This window comes from Nocardioides pakistanensis (genome assembly GCF_054781215.1).
In genome coordinates, this window is record NZ_BAAGUV010000074.1 from 59,007 (window position 1) to 82,267 (window position 23,261).

A 23,261-nucleotide genomic window follows, 5' to 3' on the forward strand; every position below is an offset into this window, starting at 1 on the left:
GTCTGGGGCGTGCTGGTGGCAGTAGTTATACCGCCCGGCCGGGGGCGGCGGACGGCAGACGGGCGGGGCGTCTACTCGGTCTCGGCGAGGATCCTCTTGGCCACCCCGAAGGCGGTGTTGGCCGCCGGCACCCCGCAGTACACCGCGGTCTGCAGCAGCACCTCGACGATCTCCTCGCGGGTCAGCCCGTTGCGCAGCGCGGCACGCAGGTGGAACTCCAGCTCCTCGAAGTGCCGTCCGGCGACGAGCGCGGTGAGCACCACGATCGAGCGGCTGCGGCGGTCCAGGCCCTCACGGGTCCAGATCCCGCCCCAGGCGTAGCGGGTGATGAACTCCTGGAAGTCCGCGGTGACGTCGGTGACCGAGGCGTTGGCGCGGTCGACGTGCTCGTCGCCGAGCACCTGCCGGCGGACGGCCATCCCCGCGCCGTAGTCGGCGCCGGCGCCGGTCGGCGTGCTGTCGGGTCCGGTGGTCACAGGTGCTTCTCCAGGTGCTCGAGGACGGCGGCGTCGAAGGTCTCCGGCTGCGCGGCGTTGGCGATGTGGGAGGCGCCCTGGATCACGACGAGGTCGGCATCGGGGATCCGGTCGGCGAGGACCTGGCCGACCTCGGGCGGGCTGACCGGGTCCTCCGCGCCGGCGATCACGCGGGTGGGTGCGGTCACCGACGAGAGCCGGCCGGTGACGTCGGTGCCGGCGATCGCCTCGCAGCAGGAGGCGTAGCCCTCGGGGTCGGTGCCGGCGATCATGTCCAGCAGCGGTTGGGCCCGGTCGGGCTGCGCCTCGACGAAACCGTCGGGGAACCACCGGCCCTTGGTGGGCTCGACCAGCCAGCGCATCCCCTCGGCGCGGACCCGGGCGGCCCGCTCCTGCCAGGTGGCCGCGTCGCCGAAACTGGGCCCGGTGCAGCACAGGACCAGGGCGCTGACCCGGTCCGGGTGTGCGGCCGCGAGCGCCTGGCCGACCAGCCCGCCGAGGGAGAGGCCGACGTAGCCGAACCGGTCGATGTCGAGGGTGTCGGCGAGGGCCACCACGTCCGCGACGAGGTCGTCGAGGCGGTAGGGGCCGGCCGGGACCGGGGACTCCCCGTGTCCGCGGGTGTCGAACCGGACCACCCGGAACCGCTCGGCGAGCACCCCGGCCAGGTCGTCCCACATCGCCAGCGTGGTGCCCAGCGAGGGGCCCAGCAGGACCGCCGGGGCGTCGGCCGGGCCCTGCTCGACGTGGTGCAGGGCGACGGCGTTCTCGGTCATGCGAAGAGCTCCTCGTGCTCGCGGAGGACCCGGTCGACCCACAGGTCCACATGGGCGGTCTGCTGCTGGACCCACGCGTGGTCCTTGGCCAGGATGTCGACGAGCCGGTCCAGGTTGCGCGCCATCGCGTAGCGGTCCCAGTGCACCGCCGGGACCAGCTCGGCGGTGCGCTCGACGGCTCCGCCGGCGGTGCGCAGGACCGTGCGCAGCATCTGCCACTCGGCGTGCCACGCACCGGCGGGGCGCTCCTGCTCGGCGGTGGCGGAGGCGGCGACCACCGACGCGAGCGCCGGCAGCTGCCGCGCCGCGGCGACCACGAGCACCGACTGGGCGGGGTTGGACTTGTGCGCCATCGCCGACGACGGCCCACCGGCGCCCTCGCTGGCCTCCGCGACCTCGGTCTGGCACATCACCAGCACGTCGGCGGCGATCTTCGAGCATGCCGAGGCAGCTCCGGTGTGGGCGTGCACCAGCTCCACGACCGGCGTACGACGGGTGTGCCAGCTCGTCACCGGCGAGCCGAGCCCGAGCTCTCGTGCGAACGCCTCGACCAGCTCGGCTCCGCGCTCGCCGTACGCCGCGGCGCTGCCCACCGGCCCGCCGAGCGAGACCGGGAGGGCCCTGGCCGCACGCAGCGTCCGCACCGCGTCGTCGACTCCTGCGAGCCAGCCGGCTGCACGGAAGCCGAGGGTGGTCGGCATCGCCTGCTGGGTGAGGGTGCGCGCCACGATCGGCACCGCGCGGTTCTCGTCGGCGAACCGGGCGAGGTGGTGGGCGAGGCCGGTGAGGTCCTGCTCGACCCGGTCACCGACGCGGGCGGCCACGAGCATCAGTGCGGTGTCGAGGATGTCCTGGCTGGTCGCGCCGAAGTGCACCCAGCGGGTGGCCTCGCCGCCGATCCCGGTGGCCACGGCGTTGCGCAGCTGGGCGACCAGGGGGATGACCGGGTTGCCACCACGGACGGCGGCGACGGCGAGCTCGCGGACGTCGATGTCGGTCGCGCCGACCACCTCGGCGGCGTCGCGGGCGACGGGCGGGGCGATCCCGGTGGCGGCGAGCGCGCGGAGCAGGGCAGCCTCCGCACGCACCAGGGCATCCGCGACGGCGGCGTCGCCGGTGAGCGTCTCGGCCGCCGTACCTGCCGAGACCGGGGAGAGCAGACCGAGGTCCGCGGGGTCGAGGTCGCGCTCAGCGGGCGAGGACATCGGTGGCCTGGCCTCCTGGTGGGCGGGAGTGGACGTCGAAACCGTATCGAGCCTCGCCGGGCGTGGCCATGGGCGCGCCGCGAGGCCGGGCTCAGCGCTCCATCGTGACCGCGAGACCCTGGCCGACGCCGATGCACAGCGCGGCCACACCCACCCCCGAGCCGGCCGCGGCGAGCTGGTGCGCGACGGCGCCGGCGAGCCGGGCGCCGGAGCAGCCGAGGGGGTGGCCGATGGCGATCGCCCCGCCGAGCGGGTTGACCCGCTCCGGGTCGAGGTCGCCCCACTCAGACAGGCACGCCAGCGACTGGGCGGCGAACGCCTCGTTGAGCTCCATCACGCTGACGTCACCGAGACCCTTGCCGGCCTTGGCCAGGGCGCGTCGGACCGCCTCGACGGGTCCGATGCCGAAGAACTGCGGCTCGACCGCGTCCACACCGGTGGCGGTGATCCGGGCGAGCGGCTCCACGCCGAGCTCCTCGACGCCCTTCGCGTCGGCGAGCAGCAGCGCGGCGGCGCCGTCGGAGAGCTGGGAGGCGTTGCCGGCGGTGACCGTGCCGTCCTTGCGGAACACCGGCTTGAGCCTGGCCAGGGACTCCGGCGTGACGCCGTCGCGGATGCCCTCGTCCCGCGCGAGCTCGGCACCGGGGACCTGGACCACCATCCGGTCGTAGGCACCTGCGGCCCAGGCCTCGGCAGCGAGCGCCTGGCTGCGGGCGGCGAACTCGTCGGCGGCCTCGCGGGTCACGCCGTACTTCTCGCCGAGCATCTCGGTGCCCTCGCCGAGGCTGACCGTCCACACGTCGGGCATCTCGGGGTTCACCATCCGCCAGCCGAGCGTGGTGGAGTACATCTCCGCGTTGCCGGCGGGAAACGCCCGCTCGGGCTTGGGCAGCACCCACGGTGCGCGGGTCATCGACTCGACGCCGCCGGCGATGTAGATCGACCCGTCGCCGACCGCGATCGCCCGGGATGCCGTGACGACCGCGTCGAGCCCGGAGGCGCAGAGCCGGTTCAGCGTCGAGCCCGGCACGCTGGTCGGCAGCCCGGCGAGCAGCGAGGACATCCTCGCCACGTTGCGGTTGTCCTCGCCGGCCTGGTTCGCGGCGCCGAAGTACACCTCCGCGACGCGGGCCGGGTCGAGCGAGGGGTTGCGGTCCAGCAGCGCCTTGATCACCACGGCGCCGAGGTCGTCGGGGCGTACGCCGGCCAGGGCACCGCCCAGCCGGCCGACCGGGGTGCGGACCGCGTCGACGACGAACACCTCATGACCCTGCACGGTGTGCCTCCTTGGTGCGTGCGTGGAGATCGCGGAGAACGGACAGCTCATTGTCCGTCGGAGCCGGAGTGGTGACGACCGAGTCCGCCACCCGCAGCGGCCATCCGGTGGCCTCGAGCACCTGGTCGACGGTGACCCCGGGATGCGTCGCGACCAGGGTGAGCTCGCGGGTCTCCGCGTCGGGCTTCATGATCCCCAGGTCGGTGATCACCTCGGTGGGCCCGGCTCCGGGCAGGCCGAGGCGCTCCCGGTCGCCGGCTCCGGTGCCGAACCCGACGCTGGTGACGAAGGCGAGGCGCTCGACGAAGACGCGTGCGCTGTGGCGGACCACGATCAGGACCTTGCCCGCGTGGGCGGCGATCTCGGGAGCGCCTCCGGCACCGGGCAGGCGGAGGTCGGGCAGGCCTTCCCCGCGTCCGATCGCGGTGGTGTTGATGTTGGCGAACCGGTCGACCTGGGCGGCGCCGAGGAAGCCGACGTCGCACCGGCCGGCCTGCAGCCAGTAGTTGAAGATCTCGGGGACCGGGACCACGGAGTCGGCGGTGTCGGCGAGCTCGCCGTCGCCGATCGACAGCGGCAGCACCGACGGCTTGGCGCCGATCGTGCCGGACTCGTAGATCAGCACCAGGTCGGGGTTCTCGGTGAGCCGGGCCAGGTTGGCCGCCGTGCTCGGCAGCCCGATCCCGACGAAGCAGGTCCGGGCGTCGGCCAGCGCCCGGGCGGAGGCGACGGTCATCATCTCGTCGGAGGTCCAGGTGACCTCTTGTGCGCGCTGGGTGAGGGTCATCGGACGGCTCCTGCCCGGTCGAGCACGTGCTGCTCCATCCAGCTGGTGAAGGTGTCGCGGTCGCGGCTGATCGCGTCCCACTCGGTGTAGAAGGCGTTGTCGCGGGTCGTGTAGCCGGTGGCGTACGACGGGTGTGCGCCGCCGGGCACGTGCGCGACGGCGGTGACCACCCAGCTGGGCAGCACGATCGCGCCGGGCCGGGGGTCGAGCTCGTCGACGACCTCCTCGACCGTCACCAGCACCCGCTTCGCGGCGAGGGCGGCCTCCTTCTGCACGCCGAGGATCCCCCACAGCTGCACGTTGCCCGCGCGGTCGGCGCGCTGGGCGTGGATCACGGTGACGTCGGGGTTCAGCGCGGCGACCGCGGCGAGCTCCTCGCCGGTGAAGGGACAGGTGACCGTGCCGATCGTCTCGCTGCGCGCACGCAGCCCGCTGCCCTGGTAGCCGCGGAGCACCGCGAACGGGAGGTTCGAGGCGCCGGCGACGTAGCGGTTGGCCATGCCGGCGTGGCTGTGCTCGTCGACCTCCAGTGGCGTGGGCCAGCCGTTCTCCACCGCGTCGCGGAACCGGTGCAACGAACCGACCCCGGGGTTGCCACCCCAGCTGAACACCAGCTTGCGGGCCACTCCCATGCCGATCATCTGGTCGTAGACCAGGTCCGGGGTCATCCGCACCAGGGTGAGGTCGGTGAGCCCCTGTCGGATGATCTCGTGCCCGGCCAGCGTCGGGATCAGGTGCGTGAAGCCCTCCAGGGCGACGGTGTCCCCGGCGTTGACGAGGCCGGACACCGCCTCTCGCAGGCTCGTGATCTCGGCCATCGACGTCGTACCGCCTCACCGGTAGGTGTTCGCCTTGCGAACGAGTGTTACGAATACGAACACCACCCTAGACCGCGACCGTGGCCCCGTCAACGCACTTCGAGGCTCCGGCGTGGCCCTCGCGAGCATGCCTGCACGACCGCTCGGGTACGGCGGAGGTGTCGATGTCCCACGAAGGGAGCCACGGATGCCCTCGAACATCAAGAACGAGAAGCAGTACGAAGCCCTCAAGGACAAGGGCATGTCCAAGGAGCGCGCGGCGAAGATCGCGAACTCCCCGGGAGCCTCCAGCCGCGGGGGCAAGAAGAGCGGCTCGGGCGGCGACTCCTCGCAGGGCGGGACGACCGCGCAGAAGAAGGAGGCCGGCCGCAAGGGCGGGAAGGCCGCGGCGAAGAAGAGCTCGTGATCTCCGGACGTCAGCGGCCGCGGAGCAGCTCCTCGAACGGGGTCGGGTTGTCGAACGGGTCGACCTGCCGTGTGTCCCGGCGACCGACCACGAGGTCGGCGAGCTCGCGCGCGGCCCGGTCCACCCGCTCGGCGAGCGACCCCGACGCGTTGCTGCCGAAGTCCTCGCTGGCCCCGAACACCGCGGTCGGCACGACGACCGCACGGAGGTGGGCGAACAGCGGGCGCATCGCGAACTCCAGCACCAGCGAGTGACGCGCGGTGCCTGCGGTCGCAGCGACCAGCACCGGCTTCCCGGCGAGCGCGCCGTCCTCGAGCACGTCGAAGAAGCTCTTGAACAGCCCGCTGTAGGAGGCGCTGAACACCGGCGTCACCGCGATCAGCGCGTCCGCCTCGGTGACCGTCCGCAGCGCCTCGGCGAGCTCGTCGCCGGGGAAGCCGGTGAGCAGGTTGTCGGTGATCGCGTGTGCCAGGTCGCGCAGCTCGACCACCTCGACCGAGGCCTGCTCGTCGTGGAGGCGCAGCGCCCGGTCGGTCGCGGCGGCGAGCTGGTCGGCGAGCAGCCGGGTCGACGACGGCCGGCCCAGCCCGGCCGTGACCACGGCGATCCGACGGCTCATCGGGTCACCTCCGGGGAGCGGCCCGTCACGTCGTCCCCGGCGGTGTGGACGGTGCGGTCCTGCGGGCCGCCGGCGGCGGCGACCAGCGATGCGTGGGTGGGCGCCTCCGGGACGTGGGCCGGCCGCAGCTTGGCGAACTCCTCGCGCAGCACCGGGACCACCTCGCTGCCGAGGATGTCGAGCTGCTCGAGCACCGTCTTCAGCGGCAACCCGGCGTGGTCCATCAGGAACAGCTGGCGCTGGTAGTCGCCGACGTACTCGCGGAACCCGAGCGTCCGGTCGATCACCTGCTGCGGGCTGCCCACGGTCAGCGGCGTCTGTGCCATGAAGTCCTCCAGCGACGGCCCGTGTCCGTAGACGGGGGCGTTGTCGAAGTAGGGCCGGAACTCGGCGACCGCGTCCTGGCTGTTCTTGCGCATGAACACCTGACCGCCGAGGCCGACGATCGCCTGGTCGGCCGAGCCGTGCCCGTAGTGCTCGAAGCGGCGCCGGTAGAGGTTGACCATCCGCTCGGTGTGCGAGGCCGGCCAGAAGATGTGGTTGGCGAAGAACCCGTCGCCGTAGTAGGCGGCCTGCTCGGCGATCTCCGGGCTGCGGATCGAGCCGTGCCACACGAACGGCGGTACGCCGTCGAGGGGACGCGGCGTGGAGGTGAACCCCTGCAGAGGGGTGCGGTACTTGCCCTCCCAGGTCACCACGTCCTCGCGCCAGAGCCGGTGGAGCAGGTGGTAGTTCTCGATCGCGAGCGGGATGCCGTCGCGGATGTCCTTGCCGAACCACGGGTAGACCGGCCCGGTGTTGCCGCGGCCCATCATCAGGTCCACGCGCCCGTCGGAGAGGTGCTGCAGCTTGGCGTAGTTCTCCGCGATCAGCACGGGGTCGGTGGTGGTGATCAGCGTCGTCGAGGTCGAGAGGATGATCCGCTCGGTCTGCGCGGCGATGAAGGCCAGCGTCGTCGTGGGGGCGGAGGCGATGAACGGCGGGTTGTGGTGCTCGCCGGTGGCGAAGACGTCGAGGCCGACCTCCTCGGCCTTCTTGGCGATCTCGACCGTCGCCTTGATGCGCTCGTGCTCGGTCGGGGTCCGTCCGGTGGTCGGGTCGGTCGTGACGTCACCGACGGTGAAGATGCCGAACTGCATCGGGGTGCCTCCTCGGCTTGGGGCTCGCGGACAGTTAGTTAGATCTTCAACTACTCGTCCGGCACAACGATCCCAGGTCGGCGCGTATTCCGCCACCCGCCGGCGCGGTCACTCGCCGCGCAGGATCCGTCGCCGGAGCAGCCACGCACCCGCGGTGAACAGCACGGCGGCGTAACCGGCCAGCACCGCGAGCTCGGTCGCGACGTCCACGATCGTCCCGTCGTGGCGCACCAGCGTGCCGAAGGCCTCCGACGCCCATGCGTGGGGCGTCAGGTGCGCGACCTTCAGCATGGTCGAGGAGAAGAACTCCAACGGCATCATCGAGCCGCCGAGCGCGGCGAACCCCAGCCCCACGAGCAACCCGGTGCCGATCGCCTGTTGCGGCGTCTTGGAGGCCGACCCGAGCAGCATGCCCGCGGCGCCTCCGACGAAGGCGAACACCAGCATCACCGCGATCGCGCCGAGCGGGCTGCCCCAGTCCACCCCGAAGATCAGTGCCGAGCCGGCCATGATGACCAGGCCCTGCACCACCGCCACGGCCACGCGGCCGAGCGCCTCGCCCGCGACGATGCTGGACACCCGGGTCGGCGTGGCCAGCATCCGCCGAGACAGCCCCAGGCGGCGGGTCTCGATCAGCGCGGAGGCGCTGGTCATCGAGGTGAGGAAGATGAACAGCAGCAGCTGGCTGCTGGCGCCGATGTCGAACCTGCCGAGGTCGGCGGGGAACATCGCCTCACCCGCCGTGCTGGTCTCGACGGTCACCTCCGTGACCCTCGCGGCCGTGGCGTCCGTGAGCTCCAGGCCTTCGGAGAGGTCGGTGTCGAGCCGGTCGGACAGCACGCCTGCGACCCGCAGCCGTGACGCCTGCTCGTCGACCGCTCCACGCACGACCATGCCCACCTGCTGGGCGTACTGGTCGGCCCGGGAGACGTACTCGACGGCGACCGGCTCGCCGGCCGACAGCGCGGCGTCGTAGTCGGCCGGCATGACGACCGCCGACTCGAGCTCACCGTTCTCGACCGCGGTCACGACAGCCGCACGCGAGTCGAAGCTGCGGACGTCGACCGCGCCACCGGACCCGATCTCCTTCACCAGGGCGCTGGTCAGTGCACCGGACCCCTCGGTCACGACCCCGACGCGCGGCGTGTAGTCACCACCGAACGCGAGCCCGAGCACCATCACCATCAGCATCGGGAACAGCACGACGAAGAAGGCGTTCGTGCGGTCGCGCAGGGTCAGCCGGAGGTTCACGCCCGCGATCGCCAGCGGCGTCATGGTGCCACCACCCTTCCGATGCGCAGGGACGCCACCGCCCCGGTGAGCGCGGCGATGACCAGCAGGGCGCCGACGGCAGGGAGGGCGTCGACCGCGGCGCCACCGCCGGCGAGCTGGCTGAGGCCGCGCATGAACCACGCATGCGGCGTGATCAGGCTGGCGGTGGCCATGAACGAGCCGGACTGGGCGATCGGGAAGAACGACCCACCGAGCAGGCCGAGGGTCACGGCGACCACGGCCTGCCAGTTGCCGGCCTGCTCCGCGGTCTTGGCCAGGGAGGCGACCACGGACGTGATGCCGGTGGCCGCGAGCACCCCGGCGACGATCAGCAGCCCGACGCCGACCGGGTCGCCCCACGTCGCGCCGAGCAGGATCGAGGAGGCCACCACGAGCACGGTGACGCTGACGATGCCGAGGGCCAGGGACGTGAACAGCTTGCCCATGAGGATCGCCCGGCGCGGGATCGGCGCGGCCAGCAGCCGGGGGAGCGTCCCGGCCGACCGCTCCTCGATCAGCGAGGACACCCCGAACTGCACGGTGAACAGCAGGAAGAAGACCGCCATGCCGGCGGCCAGGTGGGTCTTGGTGTCCAGCACGTGTGCAGCCGCCGACGTGTCCTCCAGGGTCACCGGCACCGCTGCGGCCACGGTCTGCTGCGCCACCTGGTCGAGCTCGGCCGGCGAGACGGCTCCGCCGCCCTGGTGTGCCACGGCGGCGACCGCCACCCGCACGGCGTTGAGCCCGTCGACGTACGACGATGCGATGGACCGTGCGACGTCGGTGGCTGTCGCGGCATCGACGCTGCCGACCACGTCGAGCCGGGCCGGCGCGTCGCTCTGCACGGCCTCGCCGAAGCCCGCGGGCAGGATGAACGCGGCGTCGAGGTCACCGTCGCGCACCGCCGCACGCGCCTCGTCCTCGTCCATCGTCTCTACGGTCGCGATCTCGTTGTCCTCCAGGCCGGTCATCACCTGCTCGAAGCTCCGGCTGATCGTGCTGCGGTCGGCGTCGGCGAGGCCGTAGGCGAAGGTCGTCGGGGTGTCCGCCGAGCCGAAGATGGTCGAGAAGATCGCCGCCAGCCCCAGGGGCACGACGATCGCCAGCATGATCAGGGAGCGGTCGCGGAGCCGCTCGCGGATGTCCTTCCAGGCGATCAGGAGACTCGTGGGCATCTCAGTCACGCAGCCGCTTGCCGGTCAGGTGCAGGAAGACCGCCTCCAGGTCGGGCTCCTCGACGGACACGGACCGGATCGATGCTCCGGCGTCGAGCGCGGCCGCCATCACCTGGGGGAGCGCCACCTCGGCGTCGGTGACCAGCACGTCGAGCACGCCCTGCTCGCCGGTGGTCCGCGCCGCCACGGCCAGCGCGTCGACCGCCGCGACGGCCCTCGTGATCTCACCGTCGATGGTGAGCGTGATGTGCTCGGCCTCGCCGAGCTCGGCGGTCAGCTGCCGAGGGGTGCCCTCGCTGATCAACCGGCCGAGGTCGACGATCCCGACCCGGTCACAGAGCCGTTCCGCCTCCTCCATGTAGTGCGTGGTGTACAGCACCGCCATCCCCTCCGAGCTCAGCGCCTCGATGCTGTCGAGGATCGCGTTGCGGCTCTGGGGGTCCACGCCGACCGTGGGCTCGTCGAGGATCAGCAGCCGGGGGGCGTGCAGCAGCCCGACGGCGATGTTGAGCCGGCGCTTCATGCCGCCGGAGTACTTCTTCACCTGGTCACCGGCCCGGTCGGTCAGCCCGACGACGTCGAGCACCTCGTCCACGCGCGCCCGCGCCTCGTGCCGGGGGAGCTTGTACAGCGAGGCGAAGAACCGGAGGTTCTCCCGCGCGCTCAGGTCCGGGTACAGCGCCACCTCCTGGGGCACGTAGCCGATCAGGCCCTTCGCCTCCAGCGCACTCGGTCCCATCGGCAGCCCGTCGATGGTCACCTCACCACTGTCGGACTCGAGCACCCCGGCGATGATCGAGATCGCCGTCGTCTTGCCCGCGCCGTTGGGGCCGAGCAGGCCGTAGGTCTCGCCGGGCCGGATCTCGAAGGAGACCCCGTCGACTGCCTGGAGGGTGCCGTAGGCCTTGCGCAGGTCGGTGCACCGGAGCATGACGCCAGTATCGGTCATCGAGCCGACCGGTTCCGCAAATGTGGTGACCATGCCTCGATCCCACCCCGATCCGCCGGGTGCCGGCCAGGGGCGACGCACCCGACCCGACCGGGTCGATCGTCCCGAGCGGCATGGCCCGGCCGTGCAGCCACGTCCGCTCGCGGGGGCGGGCTGCGCAGGCTCTCCGCGCCCGTCAGAGTCGTTCAGCTGACCTGTTGTGACCGCATCCGCGGTGACTCGGCCGTCACAACCGTTCAGATGAACCGTCGTGACGGCTCCCGGGGCGATTCGGCGGTCACCACCGCTCAGACGAGCGGTGGTGACAGTGCTGAGGCACGCCGGCTCCGCGACCGGTCAGGGGGAGACCGGACCGTCCGCCGGGCGACCGTCCGGTGCACTGTCCGGGCCGGCAGGCGCCGGCGCGACCATCTCGGTGCTCGAGGCGGCGGGTACGACGACCTGCCGGTCGATCTGGGCGGAGGCGAGGCCGAGCCCGCCGAGACTGATGTCGTCGTAGGCGAGCAGCTCGCCGCTGTCCCGGTCGAGGTAGAGCACCGACAGCTCGATCCGGGCCGGCTCGCCCGGCTCGAGCGCGCGCAGGCCGGAGCCGCCGGTCGAGCCCTGGTTCATCAGCCACGTCCCGGCGTCACCGCGGCGCACCTTCCGGTTGTGGTAGTGCCCCGACAGGGTCACTGACGCCAGCCCGTCGAGGACGCGGATCGGCCCGGGGTCGTGGAACACCGCGACGTCCACCCCGCCGGCGGCCTCGACCGTGACCGCCAGGTCGTCGGCGGCGCCGGCGACGCGCTCGCTCAGTGCCTCCTCGTCGAGGCCGGTGGACTTGTCCGGGGTGAAGGTCGGGTCGCCGGTGCCGGCGAAGGTCAGACCCTTGACCCGGCGCGCGGAGCCGTCGAGCACCACGACGTTCGGCAGCCGGCGCATCGCGCGCTCGGTGGCCATCGAGTCGTGGTTGCCGCGGACCCAGACGTACGGCGCCCGCAGGTGGCGGATCTCCTGCAGGTACCGGTTCTCCGGCTTGGTGCCGTGGTCGGTGATGTCTCCGGAGTCGACGATCACGTCCACGTCGTACTTGTCGGTGACGGTGCGGATCAGGTCCCAGGCGTGCGGAGCAAGATGCAGGTCGGAGACGTGCAGGACGCGCACCACGTCCTGGTCGGCGGGCAGGATGGGCAGCTGCGAGGTCACCGCGTAGAGACCGGTCACGTTCTCGACGAGACGGGCCAGCTGGTCGCCGTACATCGAGAACTCGCTGACGATCCGGTCGGCGTCGCCGATCACGCTGGGCGCGCTGGTGAGCAGCCCGGTGTAGCGCGGCTCCGCGAGCCCGGCCGGGTTCCACGTGGTGAACGCGAGCGAGGCGGCCGCCACCATCGCAGTACCAGCGGTGAGCCCGGCAAGCAGTGTCGTGCGCACCCGCCGGATCGCCAGCAGGCTCAGCACGGCGCCGCCGACCACCGCCGCGAGCAGGGAGCGGCCGGCGGCCATGAGCAGCTCCCAGCGCAGGTCCTCCTCGGCGCCGGCGCGCAGGCCCGACAGCAGCTCGGGGTCGTCCATGATCGCCCGTGCCTCGTCGACGTCGACGCCGACGAGCCGCGCCTGGATGCCGAGCGGGCCGCCGTGGGTGTCGAGGACGAGCTCGCCGAGCGGCGGGATGGCGACGGTCGTGCCGCCTCCCCATGCCGGCAGGACGCGCATCGTCGTCGTCAACGGGCCCACCTCGTGGTGCACGGTGCCGCCGAGCATGAGGCCGAGCCAGCCGCCGAGCAGACCGAGGAGGACGGCAGCCGAGGCACGCCGCAGCGAGGGGGACAGGTTCCGAGAGGGGGACATGGTGAGCCAAGCGATCCGGTGATGAGTCCCCGAAGTTGTAACCCGGGATCGGGTGCCGTGTCAGAGGAACCAGGCAGATCCGGACCTTCGACCCTGCTGCGATCCGGGCCCCCCGAGGCGCGTGCGCCCGGTCACGATCGGCGCCGAGCGCGTTTCCTGGCCGGTCACGGGGGTAAGGCCACAGGCGGTCCTATCGACAAGGAGTGCACCATGAGCGAGACGTCAGCCGCCCAACCACCGACGACGAAGGCCGAACGAGCGGGTGTCCTCAGGCGCGCCATCGGCGCCTCGGCCATGGGCAACGCCACCGAGTGGTTCGACTACGGCGTGTACGCCTACGCCGCGGTGTACATCCAGCACGTGTTCTTCCCCTCCGACAACGAGAGCACCTCGGCGCTGTACACCCTGCTGGTCTTCGCGGTGTCGTTCCTGGTGCGCCCGCTCGGCGGGATCGTGCTCGGCCCCCTCGGTGACCGGATCGGTCGCAGCAGGGTGCTCGCCGCGACGATCATCATGATGGCCTCGGCGACGTTCCTGGTCGGGCTGCTCCCCGGCTACGACACGATCGGGATCTGGGCGCCGATCCTGCTGATCGTGCTGCGGATGGTCCAGGGCTTCTCGACCGGAGGTGAGTACGGCGGCGCCGCGACGTTCATGGCGGAGTACTCCCCGGACCGCAAGCGCGGGTTCTTCGGCAGCTTCCTGGAGTTCGGCACGCTGGCCGGCTTCACCCTCGGTGCGCTCGTCGTGCTCGGCACCGAGCTCGTCGTGGGCAAGGACGCGATGAACGACTGGGGCTGGCGGATCCCGTTCCTGCTGGGTGGTCCGCTCGGCCTGGTCGGGCTCTACCTGAGGACCAAGATCGAGGACACCCCGGTGTTCAACGAGCTCGCCGAGTCCGACGAGACCGAGCAGACGAGCTCCTCGACGTTCCGCGACCTGTGGACCGACTACAAGCGGCCACTGCTCGCCCTGGGTGGCCTGGTGATCGCGTTGAACGTCACGAACTACACGCTGCTGGCCTACATGCCGACCTACCTCGAGCAGAAGATCGACATGAGCTCGACGGCGTCGCTGACCCTGATCATCATCGGTCAGCTGGCGATGATGGCGGTGATCCCGTTCTCGGGGAAGCTGTCGGACCGGCTGGGCCGCAAGCCGATGTGGTGGGCCTCGCTCGGCGGACTGTTCGTGATGGCGGTGCCGATGTACCTGCTGATGGCGCAGGGCTTCGTCCCGGCGCTGATCGGGTTCGCCGTGCTGGGGCTGCTCTACGTGCTCCAGCTGAGCACGATCTCGGCGACCTTCCCGGCGATGTTCCCCACCCACGTGCGCTTCGCCGGCTTCGCGATCGCCTACAACATCTCCACCGCCGTGTTCGGCGGCACGGCCCCTGCCGTCAACGAGAAGCTGATCTCGGTCACTGGCAGCGACCTGGTCCCCGCGTTCTACATGATGGCCGCCTCCGCGGTCGGCGCGGTGGCGCTGCTGTTCGTCCCGGAGACCGCACGGGCCTCGATCCGCGGCACGGGCGTCCCCGGGATCGACACCGAGGTCAAGCCGCTGGAGCCGAGCGGGGTCTGACCGGGCACCCGGGGGCCGCGGGTAGCCTCGCTGCGTGATCGTCGCCGCCGTGGTCTGCCCGCACCCTCCGCTGCTGCTGCGTGAGCTGTGCGGCGCCGAGGACGCGGTGCCCGACCTGCGTGCCGCCTGCGCGAGCGCCCTGGCTCGAGCCCTCCGCGACCGCCCGGACGCCGTGGTCGTGGTGGGCGGTGCTGAGGAGACCCGGGCCTGGGACCCGTCGCTGTCGCCGGGCGTCCGCCGCTTCGGTACGACGGCCGCGGCGGACACCGCCGTGCTGCCGCAGAGCCTCGGCATCGGCCGGCGACTGCTCGAGGAGGCCGGCTGGGACGGGCCGGTGCGGATGCACGCCGTGTCCTGGAGCGCCACGCCGGCCGAGCTCGCGGACACCGCGCGTGCGCTCGGCTCCCCGCGGCCGGAGGAGCGGATGGTGCTGCTGGTCCTCGCCGACGGCAGTGCGCGGCGCGGCGAGAAGGCCCCGGGTCATCTCGACGAGCGGGCGTTCGGCTTCGACGACGAGGTCGCCTGTGCGCTGGCCGAGGGCGACGCCAAGGCGCTCGCCGGGATCGACGCCGAGCTCGCCCAGGAGCTCATGGCCGCAGGCCGCGCCGCCCTCGGCGTGCTCGGAGAGGCGGCCCTGCAGCAGGGCGACACTCCGCGGGTCGACGTGCTCCACCGCGACGACCCGTTCGGCGTCGACTACGTCGTCGCGCTGTGGGAGCTCGCCTGAACGACGGCCGGCAGGGGTGAGACCGGTCGGTCAGCGTCGGGGGAGCGTGAGCAGCGCCTGCGTCGTGCGTGCCACGAGCCCGCGCTCGTCGTACACCGTCGACGTGGCGATCCCGATGCTGCCGTTGCCGAGCGTGGTCTCGGCGTCGACGCAGAACCACTCACCGACCGGCTCCCGGAGCAGGTGCACGGTGAGTTCGGTGTTCTGGTAGCCCCACTCGAGGGGGTCTAGCTCGGAGCCCACCCCGGACGCCGAGTCCACGCAGGCCATCAGCGCCTGCAGCGGAGTCGTCTGCTCGTCCGCGACGAGCCGCACCCTCGGCCGCATCCACACCACCGCAGGGCCGGGCTCGGTGATGCCGCCCTTGATGCACCGCCAGTCGACGGCGTGGATGTAGCCCGGCGACCACACCTGCGGGCTCTCGAACTCCGCCCCGTCGTCGGGCCCGTGCCCGAGCGGGACCGGATCCGGTCCCGGCCCGGCGACCCCGGCCGGGAACCGCCATGCCAGTGCCCGGGCGACCGCCCGGCCGGCCTGCTCGTCGTACAACGTCGCCTCGCAGAGCTCGACGTTGCGGCCCGGTCGCACCACCGCGGACTCCACCCGCAGCGGGTGGATCGGCACCGGCCCGAGGAGCTCCATCGTGATCCTGCCCACCACCCGGTCCGCCCCGGTGTCGAGCTGCTCGACCGCCCGCGCGAGCAGGGCCGCCGGCGGGCTGCCGTGCTGGCTCCCCGGCCCCCAGGGGCTGGCCGTCGTGGGCTGCGGGAGGAACCTCTCGCCGCTGCGGACGTAGAAGGATGGGGCTGCCTGGTCCATGCGCAGATCATGCCCTCACCGGGCTCGGGACGAGGCTCTGGGGACCGTTGCCGGGACCTCCGCCGGCTCGATTTCGCATAGCGCGTGGGCCTGTGTATTCTTTCTCGTCGCTTGCCCCTTTAGCTCAGTCGGCAGAGCGTCTCCATGGTAAGGAGAAGGTCTACGGTTCGATTCCGTAAAGGGGCTCTGGGTAAGGGAAACCCGTCCACGGTCGTGGGCGGGGGCCCCGTCCCGGTGGCGGGGTAGCTCAGGTGGTTAGAGCACACGGCTCATAATCGTGGTGTCGCGGGTTCGAGTCCCGCCCCCGCTACTCAGCACCACCGCAGTCGTCCGGGCTTGAACGGCCGGGCAGACTTGGACAGGCAGTACTACCTAAGAAGAAGAGGCATCCGCCGTGGCCAGCAAGAGCTCGGACGTCCGTCCCAAGATCACCTTGGCGTGCGTCGAATGCAAGGAACGCAACTACATCACCAAGAAGAACCGGCGCAACGACCCGGACCGTCTGGAGATGAAGAAGTTCTGCCCGCGCTGCCGCACGCACACCGCGCACCGCGAGACCCGCTGAGCGGTCCCCGACAGCACGCGAGGAGCGACGCCACCGTCGAGGTGGCGTCGCTCCTTTGCGTTGTGCCTGTCCGTCGCTACCTGGCGTGACTTCTCAGACCGCGCTGCCGGCGGACTGTGCGACGCCGTGCACCACGTAGGTCGCGAGCCTGGCGCCGAGCGCCAGCGACACCCGGTACTCGCCGTGCGTCACGCTGATCCCGCTGAGGTCGCCGGTGGGGGAGACGTCGAGACCGTGCAGGTTGACGTTGCGCACGACCGCCTTCAGCACGCGCAGCGCGCGCGCCTCCGGGCTCGTGTAGCGGTACTCCATGTCGTTGAGCTCCAGTGCCAGCTCGAAGGCCACGTCGTCGCACGTGCGCAGCACGTCGAGGTTGCGCTCGAGCATGATCAGGACCGGCGCCAGCGCCAGGTCGCCGGCGGAGTGCGGCAGCAAGGTGCTCATGGCGTCTCTCCTGATCTCGTGGAGCGAGGCGGCGGTTGTGTCTCGGGTCACACCCACCCTGGCGGCCGGAGCGTCGGCCCGCCCAGGGACTTTCGGCACCCACCCCGGGCCCGGAGGTCCTCTCGGGAGCCCTGCTAGCGTCGCGCGCATGGCAGTCGACAGCGCGCTGGCCGGGCGGACCTTCCCGCCCACCGAGCCCTACCCGGTCACCGCGGAGCGGGTGGCGGAGTTCGCGCGCGCGGCCGGCTCGGAGTACGACGGGCGCACCGCTCCGGCGACGTTCCCGATCGTCGTTGCCTTCCGTGCGATGACCGCGCTCATGGAGGACCCCGAGGTCGGCATCGCGTTGCACCGCGTGGTCCACGGCGAGCAGCGGTTCACCTACACGCGGCCCGTCGTCGTCGGCGACCGGCTCACCGCGACCCTGACCGTCGACAGCCTGCGCCAGATCGGCGGTGCCGACATCATCGGCACCCGCAGTGAGATCACCGACGAGCACGGCGAGTCCGTGTGCACCGCCTACGCCACGCTCGTGCACCGCGCCGAGGAGCAGGGATGACCGGCCACGTCGAGGGTCTCGGCGCCGGCGACGCGCTGCCGACGCAGACCTACCGCATCACCCGCGCCGACCTGGTCCGCTACGCCGGCGCGAGCGGGGACCTCAACCCGATCCACTGGTCGGACCGGGTGGCCCGGTCGGTCGGCCTCCCCGGCGTGATCGCGCACGGCATGTTCACCATGGCGCTGGCCGCCCGCGCGCTGGACACCTGGGCCGGTGCCCCTGGTCGGATCCTCGAGCTCGGCTGCAAGTTCACCAAGCCGGTGGTGGTGCCCGACGACGACGAGGGCGTCGAGCTGGTCGTGGCCGGGACGGTCGCGAACCTCACCGAGGACGGGGTGCACGTCGCCCTGGAGGTCACCTGCGACGGGGTGAAGGTGCTCGGCGCCCCCAAGGCGGTGCTGGCGCGTGGCTGAGGGCCTGTCCGGGCACCTCCCCGAGCACCTCGCCGGCCACACGACCCTGCGCCTGGGTGGTCCGGCCGCGCGCTTCGTCGAGGCGGGCACGGAGCAGGACCTCGTGGCAGCGGTCCGTGCCGCGGACCAGGCCGGCGAGCCGCTGCTGCTGGTGGCCGGCGGGAGCAACCTCGTGGTCGCCGACGAGGGATTTCCGGGCACGGTCGTGAAGGTGGCCACCCGGGGCGTCACCGTCGACCAGGACGCCTGCAGCGGCGCCACGGTGACCGTCGCCGCGGGGGAGCCCTGGGACGCGCTCGTCGCCCGGGCCGTGGCCGAGGGGTGGATCGGCGTCGAGGCCCTCTCGGGGATCCCCGGCAGCGTCGGGGCGACCCCGATCCAGAACGTCGGCGCCTACGGCCAGGAGGTCGCCGAGACGATCGCGTCGGTCCGCTGCTGGGACAGGCACGAGCGCGTCGTACGCACCCTCGCCGCGGCCGACTGCGGGTTCGGCTACCGCACGAGCCGCTTCAAGCGCGACCCCGACCGGTACGTCGTCCTCACCGTCACCTTCCAGCTCCGGCTCGGCGACCTCGGCGCACCGGTGAGGTACGCCGAGCTCGCCCGCGCCCTCGGTGTCGACCCGGGCGGGCGCGTGCCGATGACCGAGGTCCGGGAGGCCGTGCTGTCGTTGCGCCGCGGCAAGGGCATGGTGCTCGACGCGGAGGACCACGACACCTGGAGTGCGGGCTCCTTCTTCACCAACCCGCTGCTCGCGCCGGAGCAGGCCGATGCCCTGCCCGAGGACGCGCCGCGCTGGCCGCAGCCCGACGGCAGGGTGAAGACCAGCGCCGCCTGGCTGATCGAGCGCAGCGGCTTCGGCAAGGGGTACGGCGAGGGGCCGGTCCGACTCTCGACGAAGCACACGCTCGCGCTGACGAACCGGGGCGGTGCGACCACCGCCGACCTGCTCGCCCTCGCACGGGAGATCAGGGCCGGTGTCGAGCAGCGGTTCGGGATCCGGCTCGAGAACGAGCCGGTGATGGTCGGCTGCGTGCTCTGAGCGCCGCGCGGCCGCCGGTGCCGAGGGTCAGGAGGTCGCGATCCCGCCGCCGATGATGGCCACCATGAACAGGACGTAGATCAGCACCAGGGCCAGCCCGAGGGCGAGGATCACCGTGCCGACGATGCCGAGCACGTAGCCGGCCTGGGCAGCCCCGCGGCCGCCGATCCTGCCGTTGCTGGCGTCGATCTCCTCCAGCGTCCGCTTGCCCATCACCCAGGCGAACGGCGCGACGACGCCGCAGACCACCAGGCCGAGGATGCCGAGCACCAGCGTCGTGGTCGCCTTCGGGTGGTCCGGGGCGTACGCGTAGGGCGGGTAGGCCGGCTGGCCGTAGTAGGGGGAGGGCTGCTGGCTCTGCGCCTGCTGCTCCCAGAAGCCGGGCTGCTCGCCGGTCGGCTCCTCCGGCTCGGGCTGTGTCGGCTGGTCCCCCGGTGTGTTGGTCATGGGCCTAGTCTGCCAACCAGGCGTCGACCTCGCCCAGCAACCCTGCCTTTGTCCCCTCCGGGGCGCGGGAGGCCCGGATCGACATCCGTGCCAGCTCGGCGAGCTGGACGTCGGTGAGGTCGTGTGCCGCGCGCATCGTGGCGTACTGCCCGGCGAGCCGGGAGCCGAACAGCAGCGGGTCGTCGGCGCCCAGGGCCACGGTGGCCCCGGCCGCGAGCAGCTCCGGCAGCGGCACCGAGGTCAGGTCGGAGTACACCCCCAGCGAGACGTTCGAGACCGGGCACACCTCCAGCGCCACGCCGCGCTCGACGACCAGCTCGAGCACCGCCGGGTCCTCCACCGAGCGCACGCCGTGGCCGAGCCGGTCGGCGTGCAGCGACTCCAGGCAGGTCCGCACGCTGTGCGGGCCGAGCAGCTCGCCGCCGTGGGGGACGAGCATCAGTCCCGCCCGTTCGGCGATCCGGAACGCCGCGGCGAACTCCTCGGTGCGCCCGCGCCGCTCGTCGTTGCTCAGCCCGAACCCCACCACGCCCCGCCCGGCGTACTGCGCGGCCAGGCGGGCGAGGGTCCGCGCGTCGAGCGGGTGCCGGGTGCGGTTGGCGGCGATGACCACGGCCATGCCCAGCCCGGTGCGCTCCGAGGCGTCGGCGACGGCGTCGAGCACCAGGTCGGTGAACGCGGTGATCCCGCCGAACCTCGCCGCGTAGCCACTGGGGTCGACCTGGAGCTCCAGCCAGCGTGAGCCGTCGGCGACGTCGTCCTCCGCCGCCTCACGGACCAGCCGGCGGACGTCGTCCTCGGTGCGCAGCACCGACCGGGCGGTGTCGTAGAGCCGCTGGAACCGGAACCAGCCCTTCTCGTCGGCCGCCGACAGCCGCGGCGGCCAGTCCTCGACCAGTGCCTCGGGCAGCGCGATGCCGTCCCGGTTGGCGAGCTCGAGCAGGGTGGGGTGCCGCATCGAGCCGGTGAAGTGCAGGTGCAGGTGCGCCTTGGGCAGCGCGGTCAGCGACCGGGCCCCCGACGGAGCGCCCGGCCGGTCCGCCCGTTCGCCTGTCACGCGGTCAGGCGAAGAGCTTCTGCAGCCGGCTGATGCCCTCGACCAGGTCGTCGTCGCCCAGTGCGTAGGAGAACCGCAGGTAGCCCGGCGACCCGAACGCCTCGCCGGGCACGGCGGCGACCTCGGCCTTGTCCAGGATCAGCTCGGCGAGCTCGGCCGAGGTCTGCGGGGTCACCCCGTCCACGGTGCGGCCGAGCAGGCCCTTCACCGACGGGTAGGCGTAGAACGCCCCCTTCGGCTCCGGGCACACCACGCCGTCGATCTGGTTGAGCATCTCCACGATCTTGCGCCGACGCCGGTCGAAGGCGACCTTCATCTCCTCCACCGCCGACAGGTCCCCGGCGACCGCGGCGAGCGCCGCACGCTGGGCGACGTTGGAGACGTTGGAGGTGGCGTGCGACTGCAGGTTGGTGGCCGCCTTCACGACGTCGGTGGGGCCGATCACCCAGCCGACCCGCCAGCCGGTCATCGCGTAGGTCTTCGCGACCCCGTTGACCACGACGCAGCGGTCGGCGAGCTCGGGAACGACCACCGGCATCGAGGCGGTCTCGAGACCGTCGTACACCAGGTGCTCGTAGATCTCGTCGGTCAGCACCCACAGCCCGTGCTCGAGCGCCCAGCGTCCGATCGCCTCGACCTCGTCGCGGCTGTAGACCGCGCCGGTGGGGTTGGACGGGGAGTTGAACAGCAGCACCTTGGTGCGCTCGGTGCGCGCCGCCTCGAGCTGCGCGACGGTGACCTTGTAGTCCTGCGTCTCGTCCGCGAGCACCTCCACGGGAACGCCACCGGCCAGCCGGATCGACTCCGGGTACGTCGTCCAGTACGGCGCCGGGACGATCACCTCGTCGAGCGGGTCGAGCATCGTGGCGAACGCCTCGTAGATGGCCTGCTTGCCGCCGTTGGTGACCAGCACCTGCGCCGGCTCGACCACGTAGCCTGAGTCGCGGCGGGTCTTCTCGGCGATCGCCTGCTTGAGCTCCGGCAGCCCACCGGCCGGGGTGTAGCGGTGGTTGCGCGGGTCGCGGCAGGCCTCGACCGCGGCGTCCACGATGTAGCCGGGCGTCGGGAAGTCCGGCTCGCCGGCCCCGAACCCGATGACCGGGCGGCCGGCAGCCTTGAGCGCCTTGGCCTTGGCGTCGACGGCGAGCGTCGCGGACTCGGCGATGCCGCCGATGCGTGCGGAGATGCGCCGCTCCGCGGGAGCCTGGGCGGGGGTGGCCGCGTGACGGCCGGGACGGTCAGCACTGTCGGTCATGGGATCATGGTTCCACCCGCAGGGTGCGCCACGCACGCGGGTCCGCGGTTCGAGCGCGGTGCAGGCGGGGCCGTCGGCGGCTCGGTTCGACTTCGGGTCGGTCGACCCCGTAGACTCTTCGTCTTGGTGGTTGACACCCTTGGTCGTCATGCCCGCAATCGCGCCACGTGGCTTCGTCGCGTCCGTCGATCGGCAGGTACGTCGGGCAGGGCGAGCCGCCGAAGGGCACTAGCTCAACTGGCAGAGCATCGGTCTCCAAAACCGAAGGTTGGGGGTTCAAGTCCCTCGTGCCCTGCAAGGTCCCTCCCGTCGGGAGGTGACGAGCCGGTCTAGGAGAGAGAAAGGTGGAGGACAGTGTCGGAGAGCCGCTCCGTTTCTTCGTCGAGTGACAAGCGCACGAGTCCGGTCACCTTCTACCGCCAGGTCGTGGCCGAGCTGCGCAAGGTCGTCTGGCCCACGCAGCAGCAGCTGATCACGTACTTCATCGTGGTGATGGTGTTCGTGGTGGTCGTGATGGCGATCGTCTCCCTGCTCGACCTCGGATTCGGAAAGCTCGCGTTCGCCGTCTTCGGCTGAGCGCGACCTGCCGCCCGCCCGCAGCGCAGCATCAACAGTGAAGGTGACTGATTAACCGTGTCGCAGCCCCACGACGAACACCTCGAGGGCACCGAGGCCCCCGAGGCCGCTCCGGTCGCGCCCGCGGGTGACCCCTTCTCCGACGCCGCCACGAGCGGCGGTGCTGCCCCCGCCCCCGAGGCCACCGAGGAGGACGTCTACGGCGAGCCCGAGGGTGACGCCGAGACCGCTCCGGTGACCGACGACGCCGTCGCGAGCCCCGAGGAGTCAGCCGAGGCCCTGGATGAGGACGGCGCGGCGAGCGTCGACACCGAGGTCGCCGAGAGCGCCGACGGCGAGGTCTCCGAGGAGGAGGACCCGCTCGAGGAGTTCCGCAAGACGCTGTGGTCCAAGCCCGGTGACTGGTTCGTGATCCACACCTACTCCGGCATGGAGAACCGGGTGAAGGCGAACCTCGAGAACCGGATCACCTCGCTCAACATGGAGGACTACATCCACGAGGTCGTGGTCCCCACCGAGGAGGTCGCCGAGATCAAGAACGGCCAGCGCAAGCTCGTCAAGCGCACCGTTCTCCCCGGCTACGTCCTGGTCCGGATGGACCTCACCGACGAGTCGTGGGCCGCCGTACGCCACACCCCGTCGGTGACCGGCTTCGTCGGCCACAGCCACCAGCCGGTGCCGCTGTCGCTGAGCGAGGTCGAGAGCATGCTGGCCCCGAGCGTGGTCGCGCAGGCCGAGGCCGCCGGACCCGCCGAGGCGGGCGCCCCCGGCGCGCCGGCCAAGCGCAAGACCGAGGTCGCCGACTTCGGCGTGGGCGACTCCGTGATGGTCGTCGACGGCCCGTTCGCGACGCTCCACGCGACGATCACCGAGATCAACGCCGACACCCAGAGGGTCAAGGCCCTCGTCGAGATCTTCGGCCGGGAGACCCCGGTCGAGCTGAGCTTCAGCCAGATCCAGAAGGTCTGACCGGAAGCTTCGAGCAGCACCACCCGTTACATCCCGTGGCAACACGGCTACGCATCAGTTAAGGACCCGA

Annotated in this window: 26 protein-coding genes and 3 tRNA genes; 12 read left to right on the top strand and 17 right to left on the bottom strand. The window is 71.9% G+C overall.

Annotation, left to right across the window (positions count from 1 at the left end; translation table 11 throughout):
* Positions 1–71 precede the first annotated feature (71 nt).
* The 6 genes from pcaC to ACYVIH_RS21665 all read right to left on the bottom strand — a co-directional run bounded on the left by pcaC (position 72) and on the right by ACYVIH_RS21665 (position 5,338).
* Positions 72–476 carry a 4-carboxymuconolactone decarboxylase gene (gene pcaC, locus ACYVIH_RS21640; protein WP_460871623.1) on the bottom strand — a complete coding sequence of 135 codons (405 nt, stop codon included), beginning with the start codon at positions 474–476 and terminating at the stop codon, positions 72–74.
* On the bottom strand, positions 473–1,252 hold the full coding sequence (gene pcaD / locus ACYVIH_RS21645) for a 3-oxoadipate enol-lactonase (protein ID WP_460871624.1): 780 nt from the start codon (positions 1,250–1,252) through the stop codon (positions 473–475). The genes pcaC and pcaD overlap by 4 nt, the downstream gene beginning before the upstream one ends.
* A complete protein-coding gene (locus tag ACYVIH_RS21650) occupies positions 1,249–2,457 on the bottom strand; it encodes a lyase family protein (protein ID WP_460871625.1) in 1,209 nt (402 codons plus the stop codon). The genes pcaD and ACYVIH_RS21650 overlap by 4 nt, the downstream gene beginning before the upstream one ends.
* Positions 2,458–2,548: 91 nt before the next feature.
* The gene (locus tag ACYVIH_RS21655) at positions 2,549–3,733 is read right to left on the bottom strand and encodes a thiolase family protein (protein WP_460871626.1); all 1,185 of its coding nucleotides are present in this window, start codon (positions 3,731–3,733) and stop codon (positions 2,549–2,551) included.
* Entirely contained in the window at positions 3,720–4,520 is an 801-nt protein-coding gene (locus ACYVIH_RS21660; protein WP_460871627.1) for a CoA-transferase subunit beta, read from the bottom strand. The genes ACYVIH_RS21655 and ACYVIH_RS21660 overlap by 14 nt, the downstream gene beginning before the upstream one ends.
* Entirely contained in the window at positions 4,517–5,338 is an 822-nt protein-coding gene (locus ACYVIH_RS21665; protein WP_460871628.1) for a CoA transferase subunit A, read from the bottom strand. The genes ACYVIH_RS21660 and ACYVIH_RS21665 overlap by 4 nt, the downstream gene beginning before the upstream one ends.
* A 187-nt stretch (positions 5,339–5,525) precedes the next feature.
* Here ACYVIH_RS21665 and ACYVIH_RS21670 point away from each other — a divergent pair, with 187 nt between their 5' ends.
* The gene (locus ACYVIH_RS21670; protein ID WP_460871629.1) at positions 5,526–5,744 is read left to right on the top strand and encodes a DUF7218 family protein; all 219 of its coding nucleotides are present in this window, start codon (positions 5,526–5,528) and stop codon (positions 5,742–5,744) included.
* Positions 5,745–5,754: 10 nt separating this feature from the next.
* Here the strand turns inward: ACYVIH_RS21670 and ACYVIH_RS21675 are convergent, their stop codons facing one another.
* The 6 genes from ACYVIH_RS21675 to ACYVIH_RS21700 form a co-directional block, all read right to left on the bottom strand.
* Complete coding sequence (locus ACYVIH_RS21675; protein ID WP_460871630.1) at positions 5,755–6,363, bottom strand: FMN reductase; 609 nt, start codon at positions 6,361–6,363, stop codon at positions 5,755–5,757.
* Positions 6,360–7,502, bottom strand: a complete 1,143-nt coding sequence (locus ACYVIH_RS21680) for an LLM class flavin-dependent oxidoreductase (RefSeq protein ID WP_460871631.1) — start codon at positions 7,500–7,502, stop codon at positions 6,360–6,362. The genes ACYVIH_RS21675 and ACYVIH_RS21680 overlap by 4 nt, the downstream gene beginning before the upstream one ends.
* Positions 7,503–7,610: 108 nt before the next feature.
* Positions 7,611–8,777, bottom strand: a complete 1,167-nt coding sequence (locus ACYVIH_RS21685) for an ABC transporter permease (protein WP_460871632.1) — start codon at positions 8,775–8,777, stop codon at positions 7,611–7,613.
* Positions 8,774–9,949, bottom strand: coding sequence for an ABC transporter permease (locus ACYVIH_RS21690; protein ID WP_460871633.1), 1,176 nt, complete (start codon positions 9,947–9,949; stop codon positions 8,774–8,776). Before ACYVIH_RS21690 ends, ACYVIH_RS21685 begins: the two co-directional genes overlap by 4 nt.
* A gap of 1 nt (position 9,950) precedes the next feature.
* Positions 9,951–10,880: an ABC transporter ATP-binding protein gene (locus ACYVIH_RS21695; protein WP_460871634.1), complete on the bottom strand. Its 930-nt coding sequence runs from the start codon at positions 10,878–10,880 to the stop codon at positions 9,951–9,953.
* 354 nt (positions 10,881–11,234) lie between these two features.
* Positions 11,235–12,731, bottom strand: a complete 1,497-nt coding sequence (locus tag ACYVIH_RS21700; protein ID WP_460871635.1) for a metallophosphoesterase family protein — start codon at positions 12,729–12,731, stop codon at positions 11,235–11,237.
* Between the two features lie 210 nt (positions 12,732–12,941).
* Here ACYVIH_RS21700 and ACYVIH_RS21705 point away from each other — a divergent pair, with 210 nt between their 5' ends.
* Both ACYVIH_RS21705 and ACYVIH_RS21710 read left to right on the top strand, forming a co-directional pair.
* A complete protein-coding gene (locus ACYVIH_RS21705) occupies positions 12,942–14,315 on the top strand; it encodes an MFS transporter (RefSeq protein WP_460871636.1) in 1,374 nt (457 codons plus the stop codon).
* Positions 14,316–14,349: 34 nt separating this feature from the next.
* Positions 14,350–15,042 (top strand): class III extradiol ring-cleavage dioxygenase family protein, encoded by a 693-nt coding sequence (locus tag ACYVIH_RS21710; protein ID WP_460871637.1) that lies wholly within the window; start codon positions 14,350–14,352, stop codon positions 15,040–15,042.
* A 30-nt stretch (positions 15,043–15,072) separates the two neighbouring features.
* Here the strand turns inward: ACYVIH_RS21710 and ACYVIH_RS21715 are convergent, their stop codons facing one another.
* Positions 15,073–15,861, bottom strand: coding sequence for a thioesterase family protein (locus ACYVIH_RS21715; protein ID WP_460871638.1), 789 nt, complete (start codon positions 15,859–15,861; stop codon positions 15,073–15,075).
* 113 nt (positions 15,862–15,974) lie between these two features.
* On the opposite strand from ACYVIH_RS21715, the gene ACYVIH_RS21720 reads away from it, so the two are divergent.
* From ACYVIH_RS21720 to rpmG, 3 genes are all read left to right on the top strand, one after another.
* Positions 15,975–16,047: transfer RNA gene (locus tag ACYVIH_RS21720), tRNA-Thr, on the top strand.
* Between the two features lie 50 nt (positions 16,048–16,097).
* A tRNA-Met gene (locus ACYVIH_RS21725) sits at positions 16,098–16,171 on the top strand.
* Between the two features lie 84 nt (positions 16,172–16,255).
* The gene (rpmG, locus tag ACYVIH_RS21730) at positions 16,256–16,426 is read left to right on the top strand and encodes a 50S ribosomal protein L33 (RefSeq protein WP_221024354.1); all 171 of its coding nucleotides are present in this window, start codon (positions 16,256–16,258) and stop codon (positions 16,424–16,426) included.
* Positions 16,427–16,519: 93 nt separating this feature from the next.
* Here the strand turns inward: rpmG and ACYVIH_RS21735 are convergent, their stop codons facing one another.
* Positions 16,520–16,870, bottom strand: a complete 351-nt coding sequence (locus ACYVIH_RS21735; RefSeq protein ID WP_460871639.1) for a hypothetical protein — start codon at positions 16,868–16,870, stop codon at positions 16,520–16,522.
* A gap of 148 nt (positions 16,871–17,018) precedes the next feature.
* Between ACYVIH_RS21735 and ACYVIH_RS21740 the strand changes: the two genes are divergently transcribed.
* The 3 genes from ACYVIH_RS21740 to ACYVIH_RS21750 are packed head-to-tail and all read left to right on the top strand — an operon-like array spanning position 17,019 to position 18,887.
* Positions 17,019–17,429, top strand: a complete 411-nt coding sequence (locus tag ACYVIH_RS21740; protein WP_460871640.1) for an FAS1-like dehydratase domain-containing protein — start codon at positions 17,019–17,021, stop codon at positions 17,427–17,429.
* Entirely contained in the window at positions 17,426–17,845 is a 420-nt protein-coding gene (locus ACYVIH_RS21745; protein WP_460871641.1) for a MaoC/PaaZ C-terminal domain-containing protein, read from the top strand. The genes ACYVIH_RS21740 and ACYVIH_RS21745 overlap by 4 nt, the downstream gene beginning before the upstream one ends.
* Positions 17,838–18,887: a UDP-N-acetylmuramate dehydrogenase gene (locus ACYVIH_RS21750; RefSeq protein ID WP_460871642.1), complete on the top strand. Its 1,050-nt coding sequence runs from the start codon at positions 17,838–17,840 to the stop codon at positions 18,885–18,887. Before ACYVIH_RS21745 ends, ACYVIH_RS21750 begins: the two co-directional genes overlap by 8 nt.
* Before the next feature lie 27 nt (positions 18,888–18,914).
* Here the strand turns inward: ACYVIH_RS21750 and ACYVIH_RS21755 are convergent, their stop codons facing one another.
* The 3 genes from ACYVIH_RS21755 to ACYVIH_RS21765 are packed head-to-tail and all read right to left on the bottom strand — an operon-like array spanning position 18,915 to position 21,646.
* Positions 18,915–19,334, bottom strand: a complete 420-nt coding sequence (locus ACYVIH_RS21755) for a DUF4190 domain-containing protein (RefSeq protein ID WP_460871643.1) — start codon at positions 19,332–19,334, stop codon at positions 18,915–18,917.
* 4 nt (positions 19,335–19,338) lie between these two features.
* A complete protein-coding gene (locus ACYVIH_RS21760) occupies positions 19,339–20,391 on the bottom strand; it encodes an adenosine deaminase (protein WP_460871644.1) in 1,053 nt (350 codons plus the stop codon).
* A 4-nt stretch (positions 20,392–20,395) separates the two neighbouring features.
* The gene (locus tag ACYVIH_RS21765; protein WP_460871645.1) at positions 20,396–21,646 is read right to left on the bottom strand and encodes a pyridoxal phosphate-dependent aminotransferase; all 1,251 of its coding nucleotides are present in this window, start codon (positions 21,644–21,646) and stop codon (positions 20,396–20,398) included.
* Between the two features lie 222 nt (positions 21,647–21,868).
* On the opposite strand from ACYVIH_RS21765, the gene ACYVIH_RS21770 reads away from it, so the two are divergent.
* From ACYVIH_RS21770 to nusG, 3 genes are all read left to right on the top strand, one after another.
* Positions 21,869–21,941 (top strand) — tRNA-Trp (locus tag ACYVIH_RS21770).
* 59 nt (positions 21,942–22,000) lie between these two features.
* Positions 22,001–22,222, top strand: coding sequence for a preprotein translocase subunit SecE (gene secE, locus ACYVIH_RS21775; protein ID WP_460871646.1), 222 nt, complete (start codon positions 22,001–22,003; stop codon positions 22,220–22,222).
* A 57-nt stretch (positions 22,223–22,279) separates the two neighbouring features.
* Positions 22,280–23,191, top strand: a complete 912-nt coding sequence (gene nusG / locus ACYVIH_RS21780; RefSeq protein WP_460871647.1) for a transcription termination/antitermination protein NusG — start codon at positions 22,280–22,282, stop codon at positions 23,189–23,191.
* The last annotated feature ends 70 nt before the right edge of the window (positions 23,192–23,261 follow it).